This window comes from Bacillus sp. BACIII (assembly GCF_057836745.1).
Window position 1 is genome coordinate 3,366,312 of record NZ_CM174437.1, and the last position, 25,769, is coordinate 3,392,080.

Genomic DNA, 25,769 nt, shown 5'->3' on the forward strand with positions numbered 1-25,769 from the left:
GACCGGTATGAATCGGTCTGTTTTAAATGGAAAATACTATCTGAAATAGGAGGAAACGCCTTGGGTGATCCCCGCCGCGAGTCTGTCCTTTTTCGTTGATTGTTTTAAAATATTGGCATCAATCGGGCTTGTGACAAAACCGGTTTCTAACAAGACACTCGGCATTTTAGAATACTTAATGACGTAAAATCCGGCAGTTTTCACACTGCGGTCACGCGTGCCGAGAGCAGAAACCATTCTCGGCTGAATATTTTGGGCAAGCCTCAGACTGTTTGCGGATTGGTAGGTTGGATCATAATATGTCTCCGTACCGTTTGCACTGCTGTTATCATTCGCGTTTGCATGGACGCTGATGAAAATATCGGCGTTCGCCTTCGCCCCTTTGCTCACTCTCTCCTCAAGCGAATCAAAGGTGTCGCCTGTCCTCGACATTACAGTAAGCGCACCCGCACCGTATAATTGATTGTTTAGGCGTGTTGCGATATCAAGGTTCACATTTTTTTCAAGCAGGCCATTGCCCGTTGCTCCTGAATCCTGGTAGCCGTGTCCCGGATCAATAAAGACCGTTTTGCCGACAACTGGATTTTTAAGCTGCGATGCCGCATTGTTGCTTAAAGATGATGCACTCCCTATGACGGTGAAGCTGGTGATGCGTTTACTTCCGATATACGTCCGGACGTCCTTTGACAGACTGTCCCCATTCGTCATGAGGTGAACTCTTCCCTGTTTGGCACTTAAAACGCCTGCGACAATGGTATCCGGCTCTTTAAAACCATTGGTAACAAACGTATAGCCTGTGCTGAGGCCTGTCTTTTTCGCAAGATTCACAGACAGGTTATAGCGGTTTTTGCCGCTGACTCTTGAAGGATTCGGCAGCTTATTGTAAAGTGAGCTGCTGATGCTGCCGGTGCCGCCGATGACAATCGTATTTTTAATCCCCAGGCTTTTGATCGCATTTGACGTGGATCCATTCAGTGTTGAATCATTGGTAAATAAAATCGGATATTTTTTCGCAGATGCATAAGAAATCGCAGCCATCCCATCTGCATCAACAAACCCGTTTACCACTAAGGCTGTAGAAGATCTTGTCATTTCACCCGCCACTTTTGCGGCTGTGGCATATCTCGTGCTTCCTGATAAACGTTTGACGCTGATGCCTAATTTAGCAATTTGATTCTCGGTATTTTTCGAAACGGCAGGTGTACCGCCTACGATAATCACATTTTTCGTTTTTAAATCAATTAATCCCTTTTTTGTGCCGGCAGACAGCTGATCTTTATTGGTAAACAGCAGCGGCGCATTTTTTTGATATGAAAGCGGCGCAGCAGCAATCGCATCGGCATATGAAGTTCCGCCGGTGATAATAACCGTTTTTGCTTCGCTCCATGATTGTTTTGCCGCCTGTACAGCCGTATCATACCGGGTGCTTCCGCCGATCCTTTTGACCGTATTGTCAGCCAAAGCGGACGGGACAAAAAGAATGACCCCGAGAATGAAGACAGGGAGACATTTTATGATGAATTTCAATCCGATCTCCTCCACAGAAGTTTAGTAGTTTGTAAGTGCTGTATTAGGATAATAGAACGCAAGAATAGAAGTATACGGCTCTCCGGCCTCCGCTCTTTCTCTCGCTCCGTATTGACTCATTCCCACGCCGTGTCCGTATCCCTTTCCTGATATCGTGATTTTCGCAGAATCAGCGGACGCACTGGCGTATGTACTTTTAAAAGATGAAGCTCCGATCATCGTTCTGAGTTCTGACGCCTTCACCTCAAAGGATGCAGTCTTGTTCATGACATAGCCTTTCGACTTGTCATTCACATGGTATGTCACCTTCACCGCGGCGTCTTCTGCCCGCTGCCCTTTTGTTTTTCCGGTGAGCGAGAGATCAGAGATGCTTGCAATTTTTATGGAATTTGCATTGGTTTCTTTATTTTTCATCAGCCAATTTTTTATTCCGTTGAGCTGCGCAGCATTTGCTTCGTTTGTTTTGGACCACCAGGATGCGGGGTTTTTCATATCCAGACCTGCTGGCAGCTGCTGTTTCTGCAATGTTAAAGACCAGCTGATTTCCGGATCTTTTGTATCCTTTTTGGCTACTAAATACGGCACTTTTGAGCCCCATACTTCATCGCCGGCTTCAGTGTAGCCGCCATTGCTTGACGAGTAGGTGGCATCTATCAATCTGCCGGAATAAGTGAGCACTTTCCCCTTTGTTCCGTCAACGGCTGCGGTGGCGTTTGGATACCAGCTGTATCCCCCGTACACCTGAAAAGCCGTTGAATCCGCAACTGTTTGTCCCGTCTTGCTGATAGAGTAGGTGCGGGCGGCAACAGCCTGAGCCTTCAGCGCTTCTGTCGGCCAGCTTCCCGGCATTTCATTCGGCAGGACACCTTTCAAATAATCCTCAAAAGGAATGTTTTCATTTACAGGTCTTACATATTTGCCGGATTCCGCAGAAAAACTCATATTCCCCAAATACGGTTTTCCGTCAATGCTGATTGTGTTCGATGTTGAATATTTTTCAGGAACCGCCTTGAAAGACGTTTTTCCGCTGTTAATACCGGCAACGCCTAGTTTGCCGCCGGATGTTTCAATGCGGTACGTTTTCCCGTTTACGAGATAAAACTCTTTTGCGTAAGCATCCTTAACTGAATCTGCAATTGAATTCGTGCTGCCTATTAATGTATAAGAATAGGTGCCTTTTGCTTTAAAAAGGCTGGCTTCGTCGGCCGGCGTTTCACTTTTTTTGATGTATACAAGCGGCATATGATTTGCGGCGGCAATATTCGAGCCGACAACGATGTCCGCTAATTTTGTCCCGTTGGCAGCAACTGCTTTGCTTACATCCATGCCCAGCGAAGTGACTGCATTTGCTGATATTTGATATCTGTTTGAACCGGTAATTCTTTTTGTCACTGAAGCTTTCTTTTTAATTTGATTCTCCACATCTTTGCTGACGCTTGAAGTGCCTCCCATGATGATCACTTTTTTAGGCAGACTGTAGCTCGGGAGGGAGTCTTTTTTCGTCAGGAGAATCGGATAGCCGTTTTGCGCGGCATAAGGTGCGATTGCCAGCGCATCCGTATAAACATCTCCGGTTACTACGATTGCCTGGTCATAGCTGCCCATTTCGGCCGCGATATTTTTGGACAGATCATATCTGTTTTTTCCGCTGATCCGTTTCGTGCGGCCGTATTTTTTCAATGTTTTTTCCGCAGCTGACGAAATACTGTTCGCCCCGCCGATGATTAAAATATTATCCGGGTTGTATTTTTTGATTTGCGCTTCCGTGCTGCTGCTGAGTTTTTTCGATTCAGTCAGCAGAACAGGCGCTTTCAGTTTATTCGCTAAAGGAATGACGGAAAGCGTGTCCGCAAAATAAGCATCCGTATTAACGACGACTACGTTGGACGGATTTTTCCAATACTTTGATGTCGCGGCGTTTGCCGTATCATATTTGGATGCGCCTCCCAATCTGACAACGGAGGACACACCGCTTCCCGTCAGTTTATAAGTTCCGGAAGGTTCGATATTCAGAGTCGATTTATTACCAATATAATTCGTCAGTTTTACTGAGATATCAGAACTGGCCGCAAAAGTGCTTTCCGGTAATAAAGCCAGGCTGAATATCACAGAAAAACAGACAGCCCATATTGTTTTCTTCAATTTTTATCCCGCCTTTTGCTGATCATGATGTATTATTTTGCTTTCTCGATTTCCTTGATCTCTTTTTGGCCTTTATCATTTGTGAAATAAGTAATGCTGACTTTGTCATTTTCGCTGAATTTATTCAGAACATCAGAGAAGTCGTCAGAAAATTCAAAGCTGACAGGCTGATCATCGACTTTTACTTCAATTGTGTGCGTATCCGCCATACCGACATAATATGCCGTTTCTTTTTGAGCCTGCGTTTCCGAAGAACCGCTTCCCTTCTTTGATTGATCCGCCGTTCCGCATGCTGCTAACACAACTGAAAAAAGCAGTATTAAGAACGAAGCTGCAACAGTTTTTTTCATTTTTTTCACCTCATCTTTATGTATCGTCTTATACTAACTTTTTTTTAAGGTAATTTTAAGGTCTTTTTGTAACCTTTTTTTTAAGAATTTCGTCTATTACACGGTTAGAAGTAAAAATATGACTGGGTTTATAAAGATTAGTAAATTGCATCGTGAAAGTTAATAGAAAAGGTGATGACAAATGAGGGCTGAACGAAAAAGAAAGAAGAAAAAAGTTCTTCTGACAATCGTAACGATCATCGGGCTGTTAGTTTTATCATCAGGAGGCTACGTCTACTACTTGTGGCACAAAGCAGCTTCAACGGTGGCAAGCATTCAGGAAGACTTAAAAAAATCGGACAAACGTGACACAGATATAGATCTCGGAAAGAAGGACCCGATTTCTGTTTTAATCATGGGCGTCGATGAACGGAAAAATGATAAGGGGCGCGCGGATACGATGATTTATATGACCGTCAACCCTAAAACGAATACAACAGAAATGGTCAGCATTCCGCGTGATACGTATACGAAAATCTCCGGCAAAGGTACGATGGATAAAATCAACCACTCCTATGCTTTCGGCGGGACGCAGATGGCCGCGGATACCGTCGAGGACCTGCTTGACGTGCCGGTAGATTATTTTGTGAAAGTAAACATGGAGAGCTTCAAAGATACGGTGGATACACTCGGCGGGATTACGGTGAACAGCACGTTTGCCTTCAACTACGACGGGCACTCTTTCGGAACGGGGAATATCAGCCTGAACGGTGAAGAAGCACTCGCCTACACGCGTATGAGAAAAGAAGATCCCCGGGGGGATTTCGGCAGGCAGCAGCGCCAGCGCCAAGTGATTGAAGGGATTATATCTAAAGGGGCAAACATCTCGTCTGTCACGAAATTCGGAGATATGTTTAAGGTCATTGAAAACAATATGAAAACAAACATGTCATTCGATGATATGTGGACGGTTATGACTGACTATAAAAACGCCCGCGGCAAAGTTATTCAGCATGAACTGAAGGGAACGGGAACGAGAATCAACAATATCTATTATTACAAATTAGATGAAGCAAGCCTCGCTTCAGTCAAAAAAGAATTAAAAGAAAGCCTGAAATAATAAAAAACTCTGCATGCGATGCAGAGTTTTTTATTCTGTAAAAGGCTGCGGACGTTTTTTTCTATAGCCGTACCGATAAAGCAGCTCCTCCGCAATCCGTTTTGACGCAGATCCGTCACCATAGGGGTTGGACGCCTTTGACATCCGTTCATATTCGGCCTGATCGGTTAAAAGCCGTTTTGTCAGCTGATACACGGTTTCCTCATCTGTGCCCGCAAGCTTTAATGTTCCTGCTTTCACTCCCTCTGGGCGTTCGGTTGTATCCCGGAGCACCAGCACCGGCTTACCGAGGGAAGGCGCTTCCTCCTGCACTCCGCCTGAGTCGGTCATAATGAAATGGGCTTTCGCAGCGAAATTATGAAAATCCACAACCTCCAGCGGCTCTATTAAATGCACTCTGTCCGAATCAGCGAAATGGGCTTCTGCGGCCTCACGTACTGCGGGATTCAAATGGACGGGATAAACGACTTGTACGTCCTCAAACTCTTCAATGACTCTTCTGACAGCCTTAAACATCTGTTCCATCGGCCTTCCTAAGTTCTCACGTCTGTGCGCTGTCAGGAGGATCATCCTGCTTCCGTCCAGTTTCTCAAAAATCGGATGAAAATAATCTTCCCGCACTGTCGTTTGAAGCGCGTCTATCGCCGTATTTCCCGTGACAAATATAGAATCCGGCTTTTTATTTTCCGCAAGCAGATTCTGTTCAGCCTGGCTTGTCGGCGCAAAATTCACATCAGCGATCACGCCCGTCATCTGCCGGTTGATTTCCTCAGGGAAAGGAGAGTATTTATTTTGCGTACGCAGACCGGCCTCCACATGGCCGACCGCGATTTGATGATAAAAGGCGGCAAGGCTTCCCGCGAAAGTTGTCGTCGTATCTCCGTGGACCAAAACGATATCTGGTTTTACTTCTTGGAACAGCTTGTCCAGTTTCAGCAAGGCGTGAGATGTAATTTCAGAAAGCGTCTGACGCTCTTTCATAATGTTCAAATCATAATCAGGCTTAATGCTGAATGCTTCAAGCACTTGATCCAGCATCTGTCTGTGCTGTGCGGTTACAGTCACCAGTGAATCAATTTCCGGATATTTTTCAAGCTCTAACACGAGCGGAGCCATTTTAATTGCTTCAGGTCTTGTACCGAATACGGTCATTACTTTTAGTTTTTTCAACGGTTTGTCTGCACCTCGTTTTATATGTCGGATATTCCCTTCATGTTAACATATTTATGCCGTTTCTTAGATATTGTAAAGCTTAACGGCAAACAAAGCAAAATCCTTTACAAGACTCTTTGAAAGCGGATTAAAAGGTGTGAATTTTAATCAATTGTGGTAAAGTGGAAAAAGACTAGGTTATAGTTCTGAAAAAAAGATTCAGCAGAAACAAGGATGGTGTTATTCAGTGAAGAAAGTACGCAAAGCCATTATTCCGGCAGCAGGTTTAGGCACACGTTTTTTGCCTGCCACAAAAGCAATGCCTAAAGAAATGCTTCCAATCGTTGATAAACCGACAATTCAGTATATTATCGAAGAAGCTGTCGAATCCGGCATCGAAGACATTATTATCGTAACCGGAAAAGGAAAAAGAGCAATTGAAGACCATTTCGACAATGCGCCTGAACTGGAGCGCAATTTGGAAGAGAAGGGTAAAATCGAACTGCTGCAAAAAGTGAAAAAATCATCAAACATCGCGGATATCCACTATATCCGCCAAAAAGAGCCAAAAGGACTCGGTCATGCGGTTTGGTGCGCACGCAACTTCATCGGCGATGAACCTTTCGCCGTTCTTCTCGGCGATGATATTGTCCAGGCCGAAAAACCGGGACTTCGCCAGCTGATGGACGAATATGAAAAAACATTGTCTTCCATTATCGGGGTTCAGCAAGTTCCTGAAAGTGATACACACCGATACGGAATAATTGACCCGTTAACAAATGAAGGACGCCGTTACCAAGTCAGAAATTTCGTAGAAAAGCCTGAAGCGGGCACAGCTCCTTCCAACTTGGCGATTTTAGGAAGATACGTTTTCACTCCTGAAATTTTCATGTATTTGGAACAGCAGGAAGTCGGTGCAGGAGGAGAAATTCAATTAACGGACGCCATTCAAAAGCTCAATGACATTCAGCGTGTCTTCGCTTATGATTTCGAAGGAAAACGTTACGACGTCGGAGAAAAACTGGGGTTCATCGAAACGACGCTTGAATTTGCCTTACAGGACAAAGATATCCGCCATAAATTAATTCCGTTTATGAAGGATCTTCTTGAAAAAGAAGAAGCTGACGAATAGAAAAAGCTGCCGAGTCCGGCAGCTTTTTCTATGTGATCTTTACTTTTTAGATGTTACGGTCAGTGTTTGATCAGCGTTGTTCACAGAGAAAGTATATTTCTGGTTTTTAAGCATGAACAAGTTCTGATTGATTTTGCTGCCGCCTTTTTCACTTAAAGCTGAGATGTCTGCGGGACGCGATAAATGAAAAATCACTTCGGAGACTGTATCATTGTCAATCACAAAATCCGTTTTCGCATCGGATACTTTTAATACTTTCCGTCCGTCATCCGTTTGCCCGTCAGCTGGATTTTTCAATTTACTCCGCACGTCGTCAAGGCTCTTATTGATATATGAGAGAAACTCTTCTGTCGTTTCGCTTGATAAACTGCTGCTTAAATCACTGAGCTGAACATCCGTCGTTCTTAAAGCGTTCACTTTATGCAAATCAGTCTTTTTCATAAAGTACTCTTTATCGTTTAATCTCACTTTGGCCGCTTGGTTATTCTCGGCTTCTACCTGCACCTTCGTACCGAAATTTACACTTGCCGAGATTTTCCCTTTTATATCTTTTCCGGCGTAAAGATCCGCTTTTTCAGCTTTTACCAAAGCAGGTTTATTCACAGACTCATAAAGGCCGGCATCGCTCTGTTTGACGTCGCCGAAAGATGCGATCGCACGCAGAGGCTTGTCTGAAAACATCGAAGCAGCCGCTCCTGCAGCCAGCAATGCAAGCAGCGTAATCTGAATCGTATTGGCAATGAATTTGGGCTTCGCTTTCTTTTGCTGCGCCTGAGTGATTTGCTGTTCCTCGGCAGCCCGCGTTCTGCCTTCAATCTGCTCATTTTGATATTTCTTTTTTTCTTTCTTTGAAAGCTTGTTGAACCAATCCACAAAAGCTTTATATTCTTTCACAACCGCTTTTGTTTCATCAAACATACGCATTTCGCCGTAATGCATCCAAGCCACCCGATCACACATTTTCTCAATCTGTCCGATTGAATGACTGACGAAAAAGATCGTTTTGCCGCGTTCTTTAAATTCCGTAATGCGGTCCACACATTTTTGATAGAAAGTCTGGTCCCCTACTGAGAGCGCCTCATCGATAATAAGGATGTCAGGGTCCATATGCGCCGATATGGCAAAACCGAGACGGGATTTCATACCGCTTGAATAGCTTTTAACAGGCTGATCTATAAAGTCGCCGATATCCGCGAATTCAACGATTTTTTCATAAAGCTCGTCTATCTGCCGATTGTTGAGACCCATCATCAAGCATTTCAAACGAATGTTGTCCTTACCGCTTAATTGATTGTTTAATCCGGCAGAAATGGCGATTAAAGACGGCTGCCCGTTCATATCAATCTCACCGCTTGTCGGCGGAATGATTTTTGCAAGCAGATTAGACATCGTTGATTTTCCCGAACCGTTGATTCCTACGAATCCGATCGTTTCTCCTTCATAGACGTCAAAAGAAACATTTCGGACAGCGAAAAAACCTTTTTGATTTCTGTTTGGGAAAAACAGCCCTTTAATTTTGTCAGACTGTTTTTTATATAGAAAATACTGTTTTGAAACATTTCTGAACGAAACTTTTAGTTTCATCGTATAATCTCCTTACTATATTAAAGAAAGTCAACAAACTTATCTCTGAATTTCATATGAAGAAGTGAACCGACTGTTAACAACAGCAGTGTGACGAACCAGAAATACAGCGTATATTTCATATCGTGGAAAAACCACTGCCCTTCCATAAAGCTGTCTCTAAAGCCCTCAATAATATAGAAAAGAGGGTTTAACTTCAAGATGGTCAACACTTCAGGTCTGTTTCCAAATTTCTCGGCAATGTCCCAGAAAATCGGCAGAAGAAAAAAGAGAAGCCTTGTAACGGCCTGAAGCAAAAACTGATAGTCCCTGATTAATACGCTGATGGTCGAATTAAACAGGCCAAAAGCAAACATAAAACTGATCATGCAAAACAAGTAATAAATATATTGCAGCCAGTGAAGCGTCGGAAACAGCCCGTTGCTCAGCAGCACAATAATATAAATCGCCATCATCACAAAATAACTGAATAAATTCGAAGCTATCACTACAGAAGGCAGTGAACTGATCGGAAAATTCATTTTCGATACTAAATTTATCCGTTTAAAAACGCTGTTAGATGCATCCAATATCGTCGGACTGATAAAGAACCAAGGAATTAAGCCGGCCAGCATCCAGACGATGAACGGTACGCTGTCTCCATTTCCAAGCACCATATCATGTCCGCCGCGAATCCCGAGACCAAATACGAACCAATAAGCCAGCATTTGAATCATAGGGTTGAGAAACTGCCACAATATACCCAAATAGTTCACTTGATACTTTGATTTCGTTTCGTACACTGCAAGCCGCATAATCAGCGGAAATGAGTTGAATTGCTCTTTCAGAATTTTTACCAATGCATTCATTCTAATCTTCCTTAGTCGTAAGTTTTGGTAATAGCTTTGACTTACAAAAGCACCGCTCATAATTGTAACAGATTACGATGTATTTTTCACTTCATAACAAGCCTGCGTCCGGTGAGCTCAACATGCCGTCTTTTAAGCAAAAAAGCATAATTAACGTGGTTAAATTATGCTTTTTTGCACTTATTTACTTGTCCCCGAAAATCACTTTTACGGCTTTTTCAGACGATTCCCCGGTCTCTAAATAACAGAACTTCTCATAAAAAGGCCCGAACGAATCCGGAAGCTTATAATTGTCTGATTCCGTTTCATTCACCCACTTGATAACGTCACCCGTTTCTTTGACCAGCGGGCCGGGCGCTTCTTTTTCAAAGTCAAAGTAAAACCCTCTGAGTTTATCCCGATACGTTTCGATATCAGGCACATAAAACAGCATCGGTCTTTTCAGATTTGCATAGTCAAAAAAGACAGATGAATAGTCCGTTATGAGTAAATCAGAGACCATATACAGCTCACGGATATCTTCGTAGCTGGAGAAATCATACGCAAATCCTTCATACGGTCCGAGATCAAAGTTTTCCGCAACCAGATAATGCATCCGTAAAATAATGACGTAACGGTCGCCGATCGCTTCTCTCAATTGGTGAAGGTCTAAATCAAGGTCAAACTTGTATTTTCCCTTCTTATAAAATTGGTCATCCCGCCATGTCGGTGCGTAGATGATCACTTTTTTATCTTGCGGAAGGTTCATTTTTTCTTTCAGCGCTTTGATGACAGAAGGACTGTTATCCGTCTGAAGGAAGTCATTCCGCGGATATCCAGATTCAATCATGGTTTTATTAAACTGAAACGCCCGAGCGAAAATTTCTGTTGAATATGCGTTCGGTGAAATCAGATAATCCCATTTTGAAGCCTCTGTCGTAAAATTGCGCTTATATTTTTCAGTGTTTGTTCCCGGCATATGCACTTCATCCATATCAACGGCAAGACGCTTTAAAGGCGTTCCATGCCATGTCTGGACATATGTCGTATGCTCGGGTTTCGGGATCCACAGCGGCATACGGCTGTTGACAATCCAGTACTCGGCTCTTGCCATGGCAAACAGCCATTTAAACGTAAAACGTTCGATATAAGGAATTCCTTTATCTTTAAATGTCTGTGTATAAGCGGGATTTACACTCCAGCACAGACGGTATTCAGGCATTTCTTTGCTCATGTATTCGTAAATTGCCCGCGGATTGCAGCTGTACTGTTTTCCGGCAAAGCTTTCAAACATGACAAATTTCTGTTTGACGGGCATTTTCCCTGCAAGCCTGAATCCTGCTTTATAAGTGTTTTGTATTCTTTTCTCAATAAACTTTTTCAGCTTATTCTTTCTTTTGCGTATAAAGGATGCGCCCCGTTTCAGCTTTCCTTTTACAAAATACTCGACGCGGGTGCTGAAACTGTAATCATTCATTCTCAGATGGAGATTTTTTGTTTTCTTTTTCGTGAAAACATGAAATCTGGCAGGTCCTTTTTCCGTTTTCAGAATCGTGAATTGGTTAGGGTTTACTTGTTCAGATTTCAGTGCCTTTAACGGCTTGCTGTTGGTGATAACCTCTTCACCCGTCCCGGCATCTTCAAAAATGAATTGAATATGGAATTGAAAGATAAGCTGCTGATTCAATTCTTTATAAATGGCATTCAAATCAATTTTTGTATCAAAGCCTATCGTGTCAAGTGCCGTTGTATCCTGAACATATTCATCAAGGTCGTGTCTCGGCACGTCATGAAGCGGATACTTCAGAATGAGAGGCTCCTCTTCTTTACCTTTTTTCATTTTCAGAATCAGGTTTTTTTCTTTTATCTTTAAGGTTTCTGCTGCATTCAGCCGGAATGCAAAACCTTTCAGATGTAAGCTGCCGTCAGATTCAAGCTCCATTTCATCAATTCGCGTGACGAACTTTCTCTGCAGCAGCTTTAAGGAGAAATTCCCTTTCTTGGTCGTGTAAGGGAAAAAGAACATATGATGAGCCTCATCTTTATAAGAAGACAGTTCAATAGGTTCAAGGCTGGATTTTAACCGTTTTTTATTGATATCACTGTCATCATTGATAAAGGAGACATAGAAATCAAGACATCCTTTGCCGTCCGTATGTTCAGAAAGCAGCTCCGTGCCCATAACAGCATGGTACTCCCCGCCTTCTCCGGGCAACCGTTTCAGAGGGACGGAAAGTTCCGCTTTTGTCTTACGATTTATAATCTGAAGAGAAGGCTCTTCCTCTAAAGCGGCATTTTCACAGGATATCGTAATACTGAATGTATCTTCCTTTATATTAAGATGTTTTAACTTGTATCTGACAGGATTTTCTATACCCATAAAATAAGTCTACTCCTCTGTTTCAATTAAACATATCCAATCACAATCATCATTTTGATACTTTCAGCGATAGGTTCTCCTTCACTGTCCGGTAGAATTGATAGTGCAGTCCGTTCGCTTCTGCAGTTACCTTTTCATCGTCTTCTCTGTTTAACATGACCCGTTCATAATCGTTATAAATGACATACATAATATAACCGCCAAGTCCGACTTTTTCAATGTCACGTAACGGGAGTTCAAGGACGTACCGCCCGTCTCCCAGTGACTGTACCGGAAACTGGTGGTATTCTTTCATTTTTTCTCTGTGCTGAAACTGAATATATTGGGCATTATTTCTGTCCTGTCCGAACAAGCGGAACGTAATGGTGAATTTATCATCGGCGAACACCGCGCTTTCCGTTTCCCCGTGCATGCGCAGTTCGACCAGTTTATTTTCTTCATCCGTCAGCGGGCTTTCTAAATAAGCCAGTCCGTCCCGGGTCACGATGTTTTTATTGGGCTCTTTTTTAGACCATCGGAACAGCTTTTCGACTTCATCATACCGTTTTTGAATCAGCAGGCGGTAGGCTGTTTTATGGATCGGATGAAAAAACGTCTCGGAAATATCGTACTTCGTCTTCTTTAATACATTCAGAATTTCATTGAATTTATTGTAGTAAGCTTCTTTATTTTCGCTTTTCAGGAAGTGCATCCGATCGAAAAGCCGCGTAATGGAATCGAATTCAATCAGACGGTTCATCGCCATCTTTTCTTTCTCAGTATCTAATTTTTTGTTCAGAATATACTTCATTACGGCTATGTTCGTATCGGTTTTTTCCATAATATTCGTCTTTTTTGTCAGCGACTCATTATTGTCCATTCTGTTCAAATAATAAACCGGTTCTGTTGACGTTGAAATATCTCCGCACGACAAAAGAACATCCATAAAAAATTGCTTATCTTCAGCAAATTTCATTTCCGGATATCTGATATCATTATCTTTTAGAAATTGTAAGCTCATCATTCTTGCCCGCGGGCCGAGATGATAGAAAATATGCCGGATTGAAAAAGGCGATACTTTCGCTCTGTTCAGTGAGGACTCATGTTTCCCGATTGTTTTTTGCCCGTTCACCTGCATTTCGATCGTTTTTCCGACCGCATAATTCACATGATCTCTTTCAAGCATGTCGAATAAAATTTTAACGCCGTTCGGCGCAAACCAATCATCCGCATCTAAAAAGGTAATGTACTTTGCATTTGCAAGCTCAATTCCCAAGTTTCTAGGATAAGCGGGAGTTCCCGTATTGTCTTTCAAAAATACGACCGTAATATTTTCATACAGCTCGGCGTATTCAGTCAGAATGTTTCTGGAATCATCAGTTGAACAATCATCGACCAGAATTAAAGAAATATGCTGAAAGCCGATATTTTGAAGGATTACTGAATCAACTGTTTTCCGTACATATTCTTCTGCATTATAAACAGGAACAACTACCGCTACCTTCTTTTCATCCGCCAATGCTTCTTTGTTTAAAATGGTATATTCACGTTCTTCTATGGACGGCTTGGACTCTTTTTTATTCAATTTAAAAAAGTTACTAAGATTCATTTTAAATTCTCCTCTTATTGTCTAGCTTTTTTAAAAAAGCGCATAACAAATATAGCGAAAATAACCTTATATTACAAGAAGTACTCCCTATCCGGAGGGAGTACTTCTTTATCATCTGCATATCCGAATGTTTCAATTACACCCCGGCAATTTCTTTTTTAATCTGAGTAGTGGAAATGCCTTCGGTTCTAGGGAGATAGATGACTTCGCATTGATCTTTAAGGAAGTCGAACTTGCCTTCCCAATCGTCTCCCATTACGAACACGTCGATGTTGTGCTCCGCTACGTCCCGGACTTTTTGATCCCAGCTGTTTTCCGGAATAACTTCGTCGACATAACGGATTGTTTCAAGAATTAACTTTCTGTGTTCATAGCTGTGGTAGGCCTTTTTTTGTTTTTGAAGGTTGAACTCATCTGTTGAGATGGCAACGACAAGATAATCTCCAAGCTGCTTCGCGCGCTCGAGCAGTTTAATATGACCCCAATGCAGTAAATCAAACGTTCCGTAAGTAATGACCTTCTTCATGAAACAAAAGCTCCTTTCTATCATCATACGTATAACAAGCAACTGCCCTGAAATGCTGTGCAGCTGTATCCTTAATCACTAAAGTGCCAATTTCGTACTCATGGAACCTCATTATATCACATAGCCCTGAAAAGGTTAAGCTAATGTAAAACGAAGTTAAATTCCACTTATTAACAAATGTTATTGCAATAGGAGTTTAGCAGGGTTTTTGCGCGTATGATTAAAGAAATTGTTATCTTATTTATATTTTTGTAAAACTATTGTTAAGTTTATCTGAAGGTATTATGTTAAAATAAAGCTTAGCTTAAGTCACGAAAAAGTGAAAGAAAATCCCGTACAAAAAGGAGGACGGCAGATGCAGACTGAAATGGTGCACAACCTTTCTTATGTTAATGGAAATTTACAGGAGTTTATTTCATATTTAGACACTTATTATATCGCACAAAAGCAAGGAGCCGTCATTGCGACGGTTAATCCAGAGATCGGATACGCTGCGGCGAAAGACAAAGGTTATCATCAAGTCATTTCTTCCGCGGATTTCGTCCTGCCGGATGGTATCGGCGTCGTGTTAATGTCACGTTTGACGCAGCACCCGCTGAAATCAAGAATTGCGGGATTCGACGTGTTTCTGTCGCTGCTCGGTCTCGCAAACCGGCAGTCTAAAAAAATATTTTTATACGGAGCTAAGCAAGACGTGCTTGACGCCGTTTTGAATCGGATCGGCAAAGAGTATCCGAATATCGAGGTTGTCGGAGCCAGCAACGGCTATGAAGCCGATAAACGCTTCGTCGCCAAACAGATTTCCCGGGCGAAACCCGATATCGTGTTTGTCGCCTTAGGATATCCGCATCAGGAGCAATTTATTTATGAATACAAACATCTTTTCCCTCAGGCTGTTTCAATCGGTTTGGGCGGAAGCTTTGATGTGTTCAGCGGAACGGTGAAACGCGCCCCTGAATGGATGATCAAAACAAATCTGGAATGGCTGTACAGACTGGTGACGAATCCGTGGAGATGGAAAAGGATGCTGAACATTCCGAAGTATGCTTTTACCGTTTTGAGAAACAATAAATCAAATAAGAGCCTGTACTCCAAGCAGGCTGAAGATCAAACGAAACAGCTTTAAACAAATAAAACAGCAAAAGAGATTGGTAATCTATGAACTTGCGATCTTTATTCGCCGCTTTCTATTCTATATATCTGTCGGTTCTCGGCGTTTTGTTCAAGCCTGTAAAGCCAAAGAATCACCTGGCCCTGCTGGTATCTTTTGAAGAAAATGCGCAGGCTCTCATCCGTTCTTACAAGGCGCACGCTGAATCGCTTTCTTATGAAGTGACGGTTCTGTATACGAGACATGCCGTCAGTCTGAAAAAGGAGCTGGAAGGTCTCGGCTCTTTTTATCTGAACGAAAAAAACCCGCTGCATCTTGTGAAGGCCGTTTTCATCCTTTTTAAGAGCAAAGTGGTCATAACGGATAACTATTTTCTCCTGACAAGCGTCTTAAGCCGCCGGCCGCAAACGACATGCATTCAAGTATGGCATGCGAACGGCTCTTTGAAAAAGTTCGGCCTTGAGGACGTGACGAACCAAAGCCGGCCGGCATCAGATATCAGCCGCTTTAAAAAAGTGTACCGTTCGTTTGATTTTGTCACCGTCGGTTCAGATGAGATGGCTGACGTTTTTAAAAAGTCGTTCGGTATACGGGATGCCCAGCTGTTAAAAACGGGAGTTCCCCTGACTGACGTCTATTATGAAGAAAACAAGCCGGAACCGGAGCGCAAATGGCCGAAAAAAATCATTCTGTACGCACCGACATTCAGGGATTATGATATGCAATCCTTTCGGCTCCCATTCACCGAAGAGCAGCTCACAAACGAATTAAACGGAGAGTATCTGCTGCTTGTAAAGCTTCATCCTGCCGTTTTGCATCATATTTCAGCTTCGTTTGAAAGTGAATCGATCAAGAACGTATCTGACATGCGTCTTCATGATCTCTTAAAAGCGGCTGATATTTTAATTACGGACTACTCTTCCGTGCCCTTTGAATTCGCGCTCTTAAATAAACCGATTTTCTTTTTCACCTATGATCTGGAGGAATACGATCAAAAACGCGGTTTGATCGACAATTATGTTTCGGTCATCCCCGGAAGAGCTTGTCATGACAGCAAAGCCCTTCTCGAGGAAATGACGAAAAAGCCATTTCATGCAGAAGAAATGAAGCGGTTCTCGGACAAATGGAATATGTATTCAAATGGGAATTCGAGTGAAGCGTTATTGAAATTTGCGGAAACAAAAATGAAAAATTGCGCTGAAGCACCTGCCTGAATCCGAGGCGGGTGTTTTTTTGCATGAAGAAAGGCTGAAGCAACAGCTTCAGCCTTTTTTTATACTTTCATATACACAGGAACATCATAGTAAAGCGTGTAGTTGTCCAGCAGTGAGTATAAGCTGTACATGCGGTTTACCTGCTTATACGCCCAGCCGATGTCTGTGGCATACTGATGGGACGCGGCTGGAGACCATCTCATTTTATACAGGGTATCCTGCTCGTATGCGGAGTTGTGAATATATGACGCACCGATAAATTGGGCTCCGCCGATAATCGCGGCTTCCGGAGTAAACCAGCCTTGATTATATGCGTATTGTGCGCCGTAATAATTCGGGTTGCTGTCATAAGCCCCGATGCCGTACATGTTATAAACCTTTTTTCCATTATACGTAATGCCGTTTGCAAGCTCTGACGTGCCATTGCCCGTTTCAAGCAAAGCATGCGAAATCAAATACACTTCATTGATGCTGTATTTTCCGGCGGCTGTAATAAAGGCCTGGCCTTTGCCTGTCAGAATTCCTTTATTGACCAGCACTTTTTGATTCAATTCAGATGCGTTCAATCCCGCTGTCTGAGAGAGCTTCAGAAATTGAAAATAATACTTGCTGTCTTGTGCGAAGTGATCGGGATTGACGTATTGCTCGACTTCATCACTGCTGGCGTTTCTCCAGCCCATGCTGAGTTTGGCCCAGCCGTTTGTCTGGCCGGTGATGCTGACTTTATCGCCTTTTTTCAATTGCCCGATAATATTGCCTGAGCTGACTTCCGGAGTTGAGCGGACGTTCAGGACGTCGGCTGTGACCGTCCCGGAAGCCGTATTGATGTAAGTAAGCGACGCGTAAGCCGAGGCATCAGTCTGCGGGCTGACTGTCATTTGTTTTTTGACCATATCTGCAAGCGAGATGTTGTAATTGGTATTCATAATTTGCGGTCCGTTTTTTATTTTCAAAATAGTCATCGTCCATCCGTACAGCTTTTTCAGCTTTTGAGAGGCGGCGTCCGCAGACTGCGCGCCCGTGAATTGATCGCGGAGATGGAGCTCATAAACCGGATGGCTTTCACTCGTATAGCCGGCCTGCAATTGTTTGGCGCTGAAATAGCTCATGCTTTTATTTAAAACGGTTTTACCGGTGAACTTTTCGGTTTTGATGACGTACTGTGAATAGGCGGTTTTCCCCGTCTCCTTTACAGTGCCGGCCGCTTTGTTTTGTTTGAAAAAGGCAGTCACGCGGTCAATGTCTTCCTTCTTAAGCAGCGGGGCCGTTTCAATCCTGAATTGTGTATACGCTGTTTCACCTGTTTTCTGTGAAGAAGCGGATACTTTTCTCCCTTTGAAGAAATCCAGCGTTCGATTGATCTTTGCCGTATCAAGCAGTGATTCAGTTGCGACTTGGTATGTTGTTCCCGTTTGCTTGGCTGCTGTTTTGGAAACGGCACTCAATTTATATCCGGCCAGAAGATTCAATCCTTTTTGAATCTTCGATTGGTCTGCCGTCTGCTGAGAAAGCAGCTGATATTGGTTTTCTGCTGTTTTTCCTGCCGCGGTTCTTGCCGTCTTTACATGCTGCTGGCGGAAAAACGCCTCCGCTTGATCTGCCTGTGCGGCGGTAAGCTGTCCTGCTGTAATCCGGTAAACGGACGCTGACGCTGTCTTTTTGACAGGCGTTGTGTCGCAATGCCATTTTTTCTTTTTAAAGAAGGATTGAACGCTTTGCAGCTGCTGAGCCGTCAGTCCGCTCATCGCGACCGTATAATTATTTTTCGTGCCGGCTTTTTGATAGCTGCCGCTGACGCCTGTATTCTTCTTGATTTGGCTGACGGCATTTTGCACGGCGCTTACTCCGTTAAAATATCCTGACCGCACGTTGTACACGGCAGCTGTTTTGCTTTGGGCATACGTTTGAACATTCCCTTTGATGCCCGTTTTCTGCTGCAGCTGTTTCGCTAAGCCTGCCGCTTTATTTGCATCCGGAATGCCGGAAGCTGTCACGGTGATATTCGGGCTTCCTTTTGTTATCACCTTCAGCGACGATTGTAATCCTGTTTCCTTTTGAAAATCAGTTTGGATTTGAGCAGCTTTTTGATCGCCGGTAATTGTTCCTGATTGGATCTGAAACTGGGCTGTTTCCCGCTTGATCGGGCGGTATGATGCCTTCACGCCCGTCTGCTTCGTCAAATCTTGAGTGAGCGTTTTCGCGTCTGCTTCGGCTGCGATCTCAGAAGTCACGACCTGCATGTACGGCTGCTTCGTTCCCGACTCCTTGACGGCGCCGGTCACACCCGTTTCTTTCGTCAATTTGGCAAGAAGGTTTTTCGTCTGCTGCCCGTCTGATAGAGCTCCTGATGTGACGGTCACGTACGGCTGTTTGCTTCCGCTTGCGCTGTAAGTGCCGGCCACACCCGTCTGCTTCGTAAAATCTTTCAGCACGGCTTTCGCGTCCGTTTCATCGTGTAAGCCTGAAACGGAGATTTGATAAGCAAGCGGCGCATTACCGGCTTTCTTTGCGTCAGCCTGCCACCCCGTATCCTTTTTCAATTTCGCTGCCGCTTGAAGCGCCTCATTCTCAGAAGCGAATTGCTGCTTCGTTTCCAGCTCATAAACGGAATAGTCGCTGTATGCAGCCTGGGCGTGCTGTGTAACGGTGCTAAAGACAAGGAAAACGCCGGACAATAACATAGGTGCAACGAATCTCTTTTTCATTCCTTCTCCTCTTTCTGATTCAATTGGTTTCTATCAAACTAGTTTATTTATCGGCCGGGTTTCTTCATATTTACAGAGAGAAATTATCCAATTATCCAAATAAAAAAACTTAATCCCATCGCTGGGATTAAGTTTCGGTGATTTATATATGAGAAACGATGATTGTGCAATCTCCGGTTATCGTAAAGTCAGGCATCTGATCCGGCAGTATGAAATGCGCGCCTTTTTCAAGCTTGGCGGACTTGCCTTCACAGATAATGGAGCCGCTTCCTTCTATAACGCTGCATAACATAAACGGAGCGTCCTGGGTCATTTCCGCCGTCCCGCTGATATCCCATTTGTAAACAGAAAAATATTCTCCCTGCACAAAGGTTTTGATGGTGATGCCTTTTCTCGTTTCAGTTGATTCATCTAAAAATCCGTCCACATGAGGAACGGTGGCGGCGTTGACGGCATCGCGGATATGCAGCTCACGCGCCTCGCCGTTTTGATCTGTGCGCCCGTAATCATATATCCGGTAGGCGGCATCTGAATTCTGCTGTATTTCCAGCACGAGCGCCCCGGCGCAAATGGCATGTATGGTTCCGCTCGGCACATAATAAAAATCACCGGGTTTGATCTTCACGCGGCGCAGCAGGCCTTCCCAATCACCGCTGTTAATCATGGTGACAAGCTCTGCTTTCGAACGGGCCGTATGACCGTATATAATCTCCGCATTTTCTTTACAATCGATAATATACCAGCACTCAGACTTCCCCGTTTCGCCCAGTCCATGCTCCTCGGCATCATAATCGTCAGGGTGGACTTTGACGGACAGGTGATGTTTGACGTCCAGTATTTTCGTCAGCAGCGGAAAGCGGTCCCCTTCCGTTCCGCCGAATAATTCTCTATGCTGATTCCACAGTTCGATCAGGGTTTTCCCTTGATACGGACCGCTTTTGACCGTGCTCATCCCATGCGGGTGGGCTGATATCGCCCAGCATTCACCGGTTGTTTCTGAAGGTATACTGTATCCGAATCGTTCGCGTAATAACGTGCCGCCCCATATTTTTTCTTTACATACAGGCTGTAAAAAAATCGGCTCTTGCGTCATGTTCGTTCCCCTCCCATTAAAAAGCGGCTCATATCCCATTCCCCCTGTACCTATTTTAAAACACGGAGGGAGCCGCAGTTAAAAACAATATGTATAAATGGCTGACCTGCTCATTATACCATTCGGATGGGGCGGAATGCTCAGTCATTTCCTATTCCAGAATAAAATCCCTTGTTTGTCGCAAATTAAAATAACTGATGAAAGGGGGGAAACATTGTGACGATAAATGCTGAACTCGGACAAAACCTTCAAGCGCTGAAAAAACGGTTCGGCCAAAGCGATGACATGATGTTTTATTCATTTACGTACGGAAACGGCAAATGTGACGCCTGTCTAGTGTATATAGACGGACTGACTGAAAATCAATTGCTTGCCGAATATATTATTTCGCCCGTGCAGGCGGCCGCCCGGCATCAAGAGGAACCGGCTGAAACACCGCCGGCATCCATTTCTTTCGGATATCACCACACCCGGCTTTCTTCACTTAAGGACGCGGAGGCAGACATTCTTTCCGGCAAATCGGTTTTGCTGGCGGAGGGATGGAAGGAGGCCCTTTCCTTTGATACGGAAACATTTAAAATGCGGGATGTCGAAGAACCGGCATCAGAAGTGCTGGAACGGGGGCCGAGGATAGGTTTTGTCGAAAAGCTTCGGACGAACACGGCGCTTTTGCGTGAGCAGTCCCGTGACCCCAACCTCCAGATCAAGGAGCTGACACTCGGCGAACGGACAAAAAAACGGATCGCCGTTGCCTACATTCGGGATATCGCGCCTGATGATGTCGTAAAAGAAGTGATGAAAAGACTGGAGTCCATCACCATTGATGATATTCCGGAATCAGGATCGATCGAACAGCTCATTGAAGATAACACGTATTCCATTTTCCCGACCATTTTGACGACTGAACGGCCCGACCGGGTCATGGGCGCTCTTTTGGAGGGGCGGGTCTCCGTTCTTGTAGACGGAACGCCATTTACCCTTTTGATGCCGGCTACCATTGATGAATTTATCCACTCCCCTGACGATTATAATCAGCGGTGGGTTCCGGTTACCTTTCTCAGGCTGCTTCGGTATTCATGCATTTTAATCACGATTTATTTACCCGGCCTTTACATCGCGCTCGTTACGTTTCATACCGGGCTTTTGCCGACGAGAATGGCGGTGACGATTGCCGGGAGCAGATTGAATGTTCCGTTTCCCCCTTTTGTTGAAGCGTTTATTATGATTTTTACGATTGAAATGATCAGAGAAGCCGGGCTCAGACTGCCGAAGCCGATCGGCCAGACGATAGGCCTGATCGGGGGAGTGGTGATCGGGCAAGCCGCTGTACAGGCGAATATCGTCAGCGCGATGATGGTGATTGTCGTATCCGTTACGGCACTGGCCTCTTTTACGGCGCCCTCCTATGTGTTCAATTTTCCGCTGAGGCTCATCCGCATTTTTTCGATGATTTTATCGGCGATTTTAGGTTTATACGGACTGATTATGTGTTATCTGCTGGTCGTCGGCCATCTGATGCGCCTGAAAAGCTTCGGCCAGGATTATATTATTCCGATCATGGCGCAGCCGGGCCAGGACTTAAAGGATACGATTGTCAGGCTGCCGACACCGCTTTTGAAAAAACGGCCGACCCGAAAAGAGACAAAAGATAAAATCAGACAAAGGTGATCCCCATGATAAAACCGGAAGACAAGCTGTCTTTTATGCAGACCCTTCTCATGGTAAGCGGAACAATGATCGGAGCGGGCGTCTTAACATTGCCGCGCTCCGCCGCAACAGCGGACAGTCCGAGCGGATGGATCATTATTCTGTTGCAGAGTGTCGTGTTTATCGGCATCGTCCTGCTCTTTATGCCGTTTTTGCTGAAGAACAGCGGGGAAACCATCTATGAGCTGAATCAAAGCATTATGGGCCGCGCTATCGGTTCTCTTTTGAATTTATTCATCAGCTGTTATTTTGTCGTCACCGTCTGTTTTCAAGCCCGGTTTCTCGGTGAAGTCATCAATTACTTTTTACTGAAAAATACGCCGATGGGTGTCGTCATATTCATTTTTCTGGCGGTCGGCATTTACCATGTGACCGGCGGGGTCTATCCCATTTCAAAGCTCTATGCTTATCTCTTTCCGATTTCGATCGTCATTCTGCTTACACTGCTCATATTAAGCCTGAGACTGTTTAAGCTGGATTTCGTCCGCCCGGTCTTTGATGGGGGCTACAAAAGCTTTTTTGAGCTGTTTCCGCGAACCCTTCTGTATTTTTCGGGGCTTGAAGTGATTCTTTTTCTGGTGCCGTTTATGAAAAACCCGAAGCAGGCGAAAAAGGCGGCTGTCTTCGGCATCGCAGGCGCTAGCTTATTTTACAGCTTTACGCTGCTTATCGTGATCGGCTGTATGTCGGTTGCTGAAGCCAAAACGGTGACGTATCCGACAATTTCCCTGATTCACGCCTTGGAAATCCGCGGTATTTTCATCGAAAGGTTTGATATCTTTCTTTTAATTACGTGGACATGCCAGCAGTTCACCTGTATGCTCGGTTCTTTTAAAGGAGCGCACCTCGGATTCAACACCATTTTCAGGCTGAAAAATAAAAACAATGGCTGGCTGCTGGGGGGATTATTGGCGGTGACATTCGGCCTTTCAATGTACCCCGATGATATCAACAGTGTGTTTGCATTCGCTAATATTCTCGGATACGCGTTTTTTGCCGTCATTATGATTCCTTTTCTCATTTGGTTTGTCAGCTGGATGAAGAAAATAGCGGGGAGGAAACAGACGTCATGACACATTTCATAAAATGGGCGGCGGCGCTTTTCATACTGATAATGCTTTCAGGATGCTGGGACGCGAAGGAAGTCGAAAAACTATCTTTCGCCCGGGGAGTGGCCATAGACGAGACGAGTGACCGCCGATATAAACTAACCTATCAAAACCTGCTGCCCCAAAGTGAAAACAGCCAGGCTTCCGGCCGGCCCGTGTTTGTCAATGTGACGACGCGGGGGGATACCATTCTTGAAGCCGTCAGTGAAGTCTCCTTAAAAGATCCGCCCGTTTACAGCGATCATTTAAAAGTGCTGATATTCAGCGATAAATTGCTGGCCGACCAAAATATACTGCAGATGATGAATCATTTTATCCGTGATGATGAATTAAGGCGGAGCAGCTATCTTTTCGCGGCAAGAGGAAAAGCGTCCGACATTCTGACGGAGCCGACGCCGAATCAGCAGCAGCCCATGGCCGCGGAAAAGCTCATCGACCTCACAAACAACGGCGGCTACAACGGAAAAATTTTAAAACCGCTCAGAATCGGGAGAGCTTCGATTTACTGCCATAATAAACTCAGCTTTCTCATGCAGGCCGTCAGCAATCATAAAGGAAAAACGGTATATGACGGAGCGGCCATCATCAAAAACAAAAAACAAAACAGACTGGCGGGATTCCTGTCATCATACGAAGTACAGAGCCTGAATTGGCTGACGGGAACGATACAGGGCGGCGTGCTGCCCGCTTTGGATAAAGGAGGGCACCCGATTACCTTCGAGATCAAAAAATCGACATCCTCCATCACCCCCCGGCTGAAAAACGGGAAGCTGTCATTTCACGCAGCGGTGAAAACAAAAGGCATCTTGTCGGAGGATCAATATGCCGGCGAGGATTCATTCAATCAGCATTATTTAAATGGGCTCGAAAAGATTTTCGAAAAAAAACTGAAAAGCGATATAAAAGAAGTAATTGATAAGCTGCAGAATCAATATGAAACGGACCCTGTATTCTTTTCTGACAGAGTCCGCATTCAATATCCCGACTATTGGAAGAAAGTAAAGAATCATTGGGATGAGACCTTTTCCGAAGCGGCCTTTGACTATGATGTTTCCATTCAGATTATCAACTTCGGAACGATGGGACGGTAGCCTTCAGCGTGTTTTTTCGACACGCAGGAGGATTTGGTAAATCCGGCTTTGTTCGGGCAGCTGTGTTACCGGAAATTGCATCGCCTGCGCCATTCGTGTGATCTCTTGTAAAAACAGCTGCACCCGCTCATCAACATGAACATACGTATAGGACTGCCTTTTCACATCAAATGTCTCTTCCGGAAAGAGCGTGCGGGCCGTCTGCGGCGTAAAAAACCGCAAGTGGGTGCGGTCGAGAATGCCGGCGTCCTTGTATGTCCAGTCACCGAGCAGAAGCGGAAACAGCGCTTCGGCGTGAGAAATATTCGGAATGCTGCAAACGATTGATCCGGCAGGCGCCAAATAGGCTGAGTACGTTTCAATGACACGCCAAGGGTCTTTTAAGTGCTCAAGGATGTCTGCAAAAATGATGCAATCAAAAAAGCCTTTCGGATACGGGAGCTTCACTTCTTCGACATCTTCCTGCAGAACCGCTTCATAGTGTCCTTTTGCCGCTTGCGCCGCCAGCGGGTGCAGTTCTATTCCGTACAGTTCACAGGGCTGTCTGTTTTGAAGTTCCAGTCCCGTAGCACCCGCGCCACAGCCTACATCAAGTACCCTTTTCGCTTCCCGGGGAACAAGCTCCGCAATTTCCGGTCTCGGGTGGGTAAAGTACGTAAAATCAGTGCCCCATTTTTCCGTAAAACGCTGGCGGTTCTCCACATATAATTGATTGATATTGATATCCTGATTAGCCGTAAACGTCGCGTGCCCGTGATGATGCACAAAGGCATCGAGGGCGATGTGCAGGCTGTAGCCTTTTTGCAGGGCGCGCAGACATAGGTCATCATCTTCAAAAGAACCGTATCCGAATTGTTCATCGAACGGGCCGATGTCTTCAATGACGCTTTTTTTCACCAGAAGGCAGAATCCGACAAGGCGGAGCACCCGCTTCGTATTATGCTTTTCCCTTTCACAATAAGCCTCCGCGAATGACTCCAGTTCATCAAGCGATTGATACGCGTCATGGATCATCTGCGCGCCGCTGACATAGTTGCTGACGGGACCGACCATGCCGTTTTTTTCAGATTGATACAGCACTCTCAGCATGGCGGTGAGCCAATTTTTCGTGACCATCGTATCGTTGTTCAAAAACAGCAGATTGTCCCCCGCCGCCGCTTTGATTCCTTGGTTGCAGCCCTTGGCGAATCCGAGATTTTTTTCATTTAGGATGACTTTGACGTCAGGAAGATTTGATATGTACTCTCTCGTTCCGTCTGATGAACCGTTATCAACGATGATCAGCTCTATCTCTTCTTTGTCGGTGTATTGATCAATGCTGGCCAGACATTTTTTGGTCAGCTCCAGCTCATTATATGTAAGGATAATAATGCTCGTTTTCACCGGCATCCCCGCCTTTATCGTGACTTTATACTAACGTATGACATATTCC

The 25,769-nt window shown here is 44.6% G+C and carries 19 protein-coding genes; 7 read left to right on the plus strand and 12 right to left on the minus strand.

The genetic code is table 11. The features are described 5' to 3' along the window. Positions 1-36 precede the first annotated feature (36 nt). The 3 genes from ACXN9U_RS16555 to ACXN9U_RS16565 are packed head-to-tail and all read right to left on the minus strand — an operon-like array spanning position 37 to position 4,019. The gene (locus tag ACXN9U_RS16555; RefSeq protein ID WP_060964133.1) at positions 37-1,527 is read right to left on the minus strand and encodes an N-acetylmuramoyl-L-alanine amidase; all 1,491 of its coding nucleotides are present in this window, start codon (positions 1,525-1,527) and stop codon (positions 37-39) included. Positions 1,528-1,548: 21 nt separating this feature from the next. Continuing rightward, positions 1,549-3,669, minus strand: a complete 2,121-nt coding sequence (locus tag ACXN9U_RS16560) for a SpoIID/LytB domain-containing protein (RefSeq protein ID WP_060964132.1) — start codon at positions 3,667-3,669, stop codon at positions 1,549-1,551. A gap of 32 nt (positions 3,670-3,701) precedes the next feature. Beyond that, positions 3,702-4,019: a hypothetical protein gene (locus tag ACXN9U_RS16565; protein WP_016937755.1), complete on the minus strand. Its 318-nt coding sequence runs from the start codon at positions 4,017-4,019 to the stop codon at positions 3,702-3,704. A 181-nt stretch (positions 4,020-4,200) separates the two neighbouring features. Here ACXN9U_RS16565 and tagU point away from each other — a divergent pair, with 181 nt between their 5' ends. Then, on the plus strand, positions 4,201-5,118 hold the full coding sequence (gene tagU / locus ACXN9U_RS16570; protein ID WP_060964131.1) for a polyisoprenyl-teichoic acid--peptidoglycan teichoic acid transferase TagU: 918 nt from the start codon (positions 4,201-4,203) through the stop codon (positions 5,116-5,118). Between the two features lie 30 nt (positions 5,119-5,148). Here tagU and wecB read toward each other — a convergent pair whose 3' ends face one another. Next, positions 5,149-6,288 carry a non-hydrolyzing UDP-N-acetylglucosamine 2-epimerase gene (gene wecB / locus ACXN9U_RS16575; protein ID WP_060964130.1) on the minus strand — a complete coding sequence of 380 codons (1,140 nt, stop codon included), beginning with the start codon at positions 6,286-6,288 and terminating at the stop codon, positions 5,149-5,151. A gap of 229 nt (positions 6,289-6,517) precedes the next feature. On the opposite strand from wecB, the gene galU reads away from it, so the two are divergent. After that, positions 6,518-7,402, plus strand: coding sequence for a UTP--glucose-1-phosphate uridylyltransferase GalU (gene galU / locus ACXN9U_RS16580; RefSeq protein WP_016937752.1), 885 nt, complete (start codon positions 6,518-6,520; stop codon positions 7,400-7,402). A 39-nt stretch (positions 7,403-7,441) separates the two neighbouring features. Here galU and tagH read toward each other — a convergent pair whose 3' ends face one another. From tagH to tagD, 5 genes are all read right to left on the minus strand, one after another. Continuing rightward, positions 7,442-8,986: a teichoic acids export ABC transporter ATP-binding subunit TagH gene (gene tagH / locus ACXN9U_RS16585; RefSeq protein WP_489201922.1), complete on the minus strand. Its 1,545-nt coding sequence runs from the start codon at positions 8,984-8,986 to the stop codon at positions 7,442-7,444. A 20-nt stretch (positions 8,987-9,006) separates the two neighbouring features. Then, positions 9,007-9,834 (minus strand): ABC transporter permease, encoded by an 828-nt coding sequence (locus ACXN9U_RS16590; RefSeq protein WP_016937750.1) that lies wholly within the window; start codon positions 9,832-9,834, stop codon positions 9,007-9,009. A gap of 184 nt (positions 9,835-10,018) precedes the next feature. Further along, positions 10,019-12,193 (minus strand): CDP-glycerol glycerophosphotransferase family protein, encoded by a 2,175-nt coding sequence (locus ACXN9U_RS16595; protein WP_060964128.1) that lies wholly within the window; start codon positions 12,191-12,193, stop codon positions 10,019-10,021. 49 nt (positions 12,194-12,242) lie between these two features. Continuing rightward, entirely contained in the window at positions 12,243-13,781 is a 1,539-nt protein-coding gene (locus ACXN9U_RS16600; protein ID WP_060964127.1) for a glycosyltransferase family 2 protein, read from the minus strand. 136 nt (positions 13,782-13,917) lie between these two features. Then, complete coding sequence (tagD, locus tag ACXN9U_RS16605) at positions 13,918-14,307, minus strand: glycerol-3-phosphate cytidylyltransferase (protein ID WP_016937747.1); 390 nt, start codon at positions 14,305-14,307, stop codon at positions 13,918-13,920. A gap of 355 nt (positions 14,308-14,662) precedes the next feature. Between tagD and ACXN9U_RS16610 the strand changes: the two genes are divergently transcribed. Together ACXN9U_RS16610 and ACXN9U_RS16615 are read left to right on the plus strand one after the other, a co-directional pair. Continuing rightward, positions 14,663-15,433, plus strand: a complete 771-nt coding sequence (locus ACXN9U_RS16610; protein ID WP_489201923.1) for a WecB/TagA/CpsF family glycosyltransferase — start codon at positions 14,663-14,665, stop codon at positions 15,431-15,433. A gap of 32 nt (positions 15,434-15,465) precedes the next feature. Then, complete coding sequence (locus ACXN9U_RS16615; RefSeq protein WP_489201924.1) at positions 15,466-16,632, plus strand: CDP-glycerol glycerophosphotransferase family protein; 1,167 nt, start codon at positions 15,466-15,468, stop codon at positions 16,630-16,632. 59 nt (positions 16,633-16,691) lie between these two features. Here the strand turns inward: ACXN9U_RS16615 and ACXN9U_RS16620 are convergent, their stop codons facing one another. Continuing rightward, positions 16,692-19,337, minus strand: a complete 2,646-nt coding sequence (locus tag ACXN9U_RS16620; RefSeq protein WP_489201925.1) for an N-acetylglucosaminidase — start codon at positions 19,335-19,337, stop codon at positions 16,692-16,694. A gap of 142 nt (positions 19,338-19,479) precedes the next feature. Next, positions 19,480-20,430, minus strand: coding sequence for a mannose-6-phosphate isomerase, class I (gene manA, locus ACXN9U_RS16625; protein WP_489201926.1), 951 nt, complete (start codon positions 20,428-20,430; stop codon positions 19,480-19,482). Between the two features lie 216 nt (positions 20,431-20,646). On the opposite strand from manA, the gene gerBA reads away from it, so the two are divergent. The 3 genes from gerBA to ACXN9U_RS16640 are packed head-to-tail and all read left to right on the plus strand — an operon-like array spanning position 20,647 to position 24,337. Beyond that, positions 20,647-22,098 (plus strand): spore germination protein GerBA, encoded by a 1,452-nt coding sequence (gene gerBA / locus ACXN9U_RS16630; protein ID WP_489201927.1) that lies wholly within the window; start codon positions 20,647-20,649, stop codon positions 22,096-22,098. A gap of 5 nt (positions 22,099-22,103) precedes the next feature. Continuing rightward, positions 22,104-23,210: a GerAB/ArcD/ProY family transporter gene (locus ACXN9U_RS16635; RefSeq protein ID WP_489201928.1), complete on the plus strand. Its 1,107-nt coding sequence runs from the start codon at positions 22,104-22,106 to the stop codon at positions 23,208-23,210. Then, positions 23,207-24,337 (plus strand): Ger(x)C family spore germination protein, encoded by a 1,131-nt coding sequence (locus ACXN9U_RS16640; protein ID WP_489201929.1) that lies wholly within the window; start codon positions 23,207-23,209, stop codon positions 24,335-24,337. The genes ACXN9U_RS16635 and ACXN9U_RS16640 overlap by 4 nt, the downstream gene beginning before the upstream one ends. A 3-nt stretch (positions 24,338-24,340) precedes the next feature. Here ACXN9U_RS16640 and ACXN9U_RS16645 read toward each other — a convergent pair whose 3' ends face one another. Further along, a complete protein-coding gene (locus tag ACXN9U_RS16645; protein ID WP_489201930.1) occupies positions 24,341-25,726 on the minus strand; it encodes a glycosyltransferase in 1,386 nt (461 codons plus the stop codon). Between the last annotated feature and the right edge of the window lie 43 nt (positions 25,727-25,769).

Coding starts and splice junctions, on each gene's coding strand:
- tagD (WP_016937747.1), bottom strand. CDS start 14,307: ATGAAGAAGGTCATTACTTACGGAACGTTTGATTTACTGCATTGGGGT.
- ACXN9U_RS16640 (WP_489201929.1), top strand. CDS start 23,207: ATGACACATTTCATAAAATGGGCGGCGGCGCTTTTCATACTGATAATG.
- ACXN9U_RS16600 (WP_060964127.1), bottom strand. CDS start 13,781: ATGAATCTTAGTAACTTTTTTAAATTGAATAAAAAAGAGTCCAAGCCG.
- ACXN9U_RS16590 (WP_016937750.1), bottom strand. CDS start 9,834: ATGAATGCATTGGTAAAAATTCTGAAAGAGCAATTCAACTCATTTCCG.
- ACXN9U_RS16595 (WP_060964128.1), bottom strand. CDS start 12,193: ATGGGTATAGAAAATCCTGTCAGATACAAGTTAAAACATCTTAATATA.
- tagU (WP_060964131.1), top strand. CDS start 4,201: ATGAGGGCTGAACGAAAAAGAAAGAAGAAAAAAGTTCTTCTGACAATC.
- tagH (WP_489201922.1), bottom strand. CDS start 8,986: ATGAAACTAAAAGTTTCGTTCAGAAATGTTTCAAAACAGTATTTTCTA.
- ACXN9U_RS16565 (WP_016937755.1), bottom strand. CDS start 4,019: ATGAAAAAAACTGTTGCAGCTTCGTTCTTAATACTGCTTTTTTCAGTT.
- ACXN9U_RS16645 (WP_489201930.1), bottom strand. CDS start 25,726: ATGCCGGTGAAAACGAGCATTATTATCCTTACATATAATGAGCTGGAG.
- ACXN9U_RS16615 (WP_489201924.1), top strand. CDS start 15,466: ATGAACTTGCGATCTTTATTCGCCGCTTTCTATTCTATATATCTGTCG.
- ACXN9U_RS16635 (WP_489201928.1), top strand. CDS start 22,104: ATGATAAAACCGGAAGACAAGCTGTCTTTTATGCAGACCCTTCTCATG.
- ACXN9U_RS16610 (WP_489201923.1), top strand. CDS start 14,663: ATGCAGACTGAAATGGTGCACAACCTTTCTTATGTTAATGGAAATTTA.
- ACXN9U_RS16620 (WP_489201925.1), bottom strand. CDS start 19,337: ATGAAAAAGAGATTCGTTGCACCTATGTTATTGTCCGGCGTTTTCCTT.
- manA (WP_489201926.1), bottom strand. CDS start 20,430: ATGACGCAAGAGCCGATTTTTTTACAGCCTGTATGTAAAGAAAAAATA.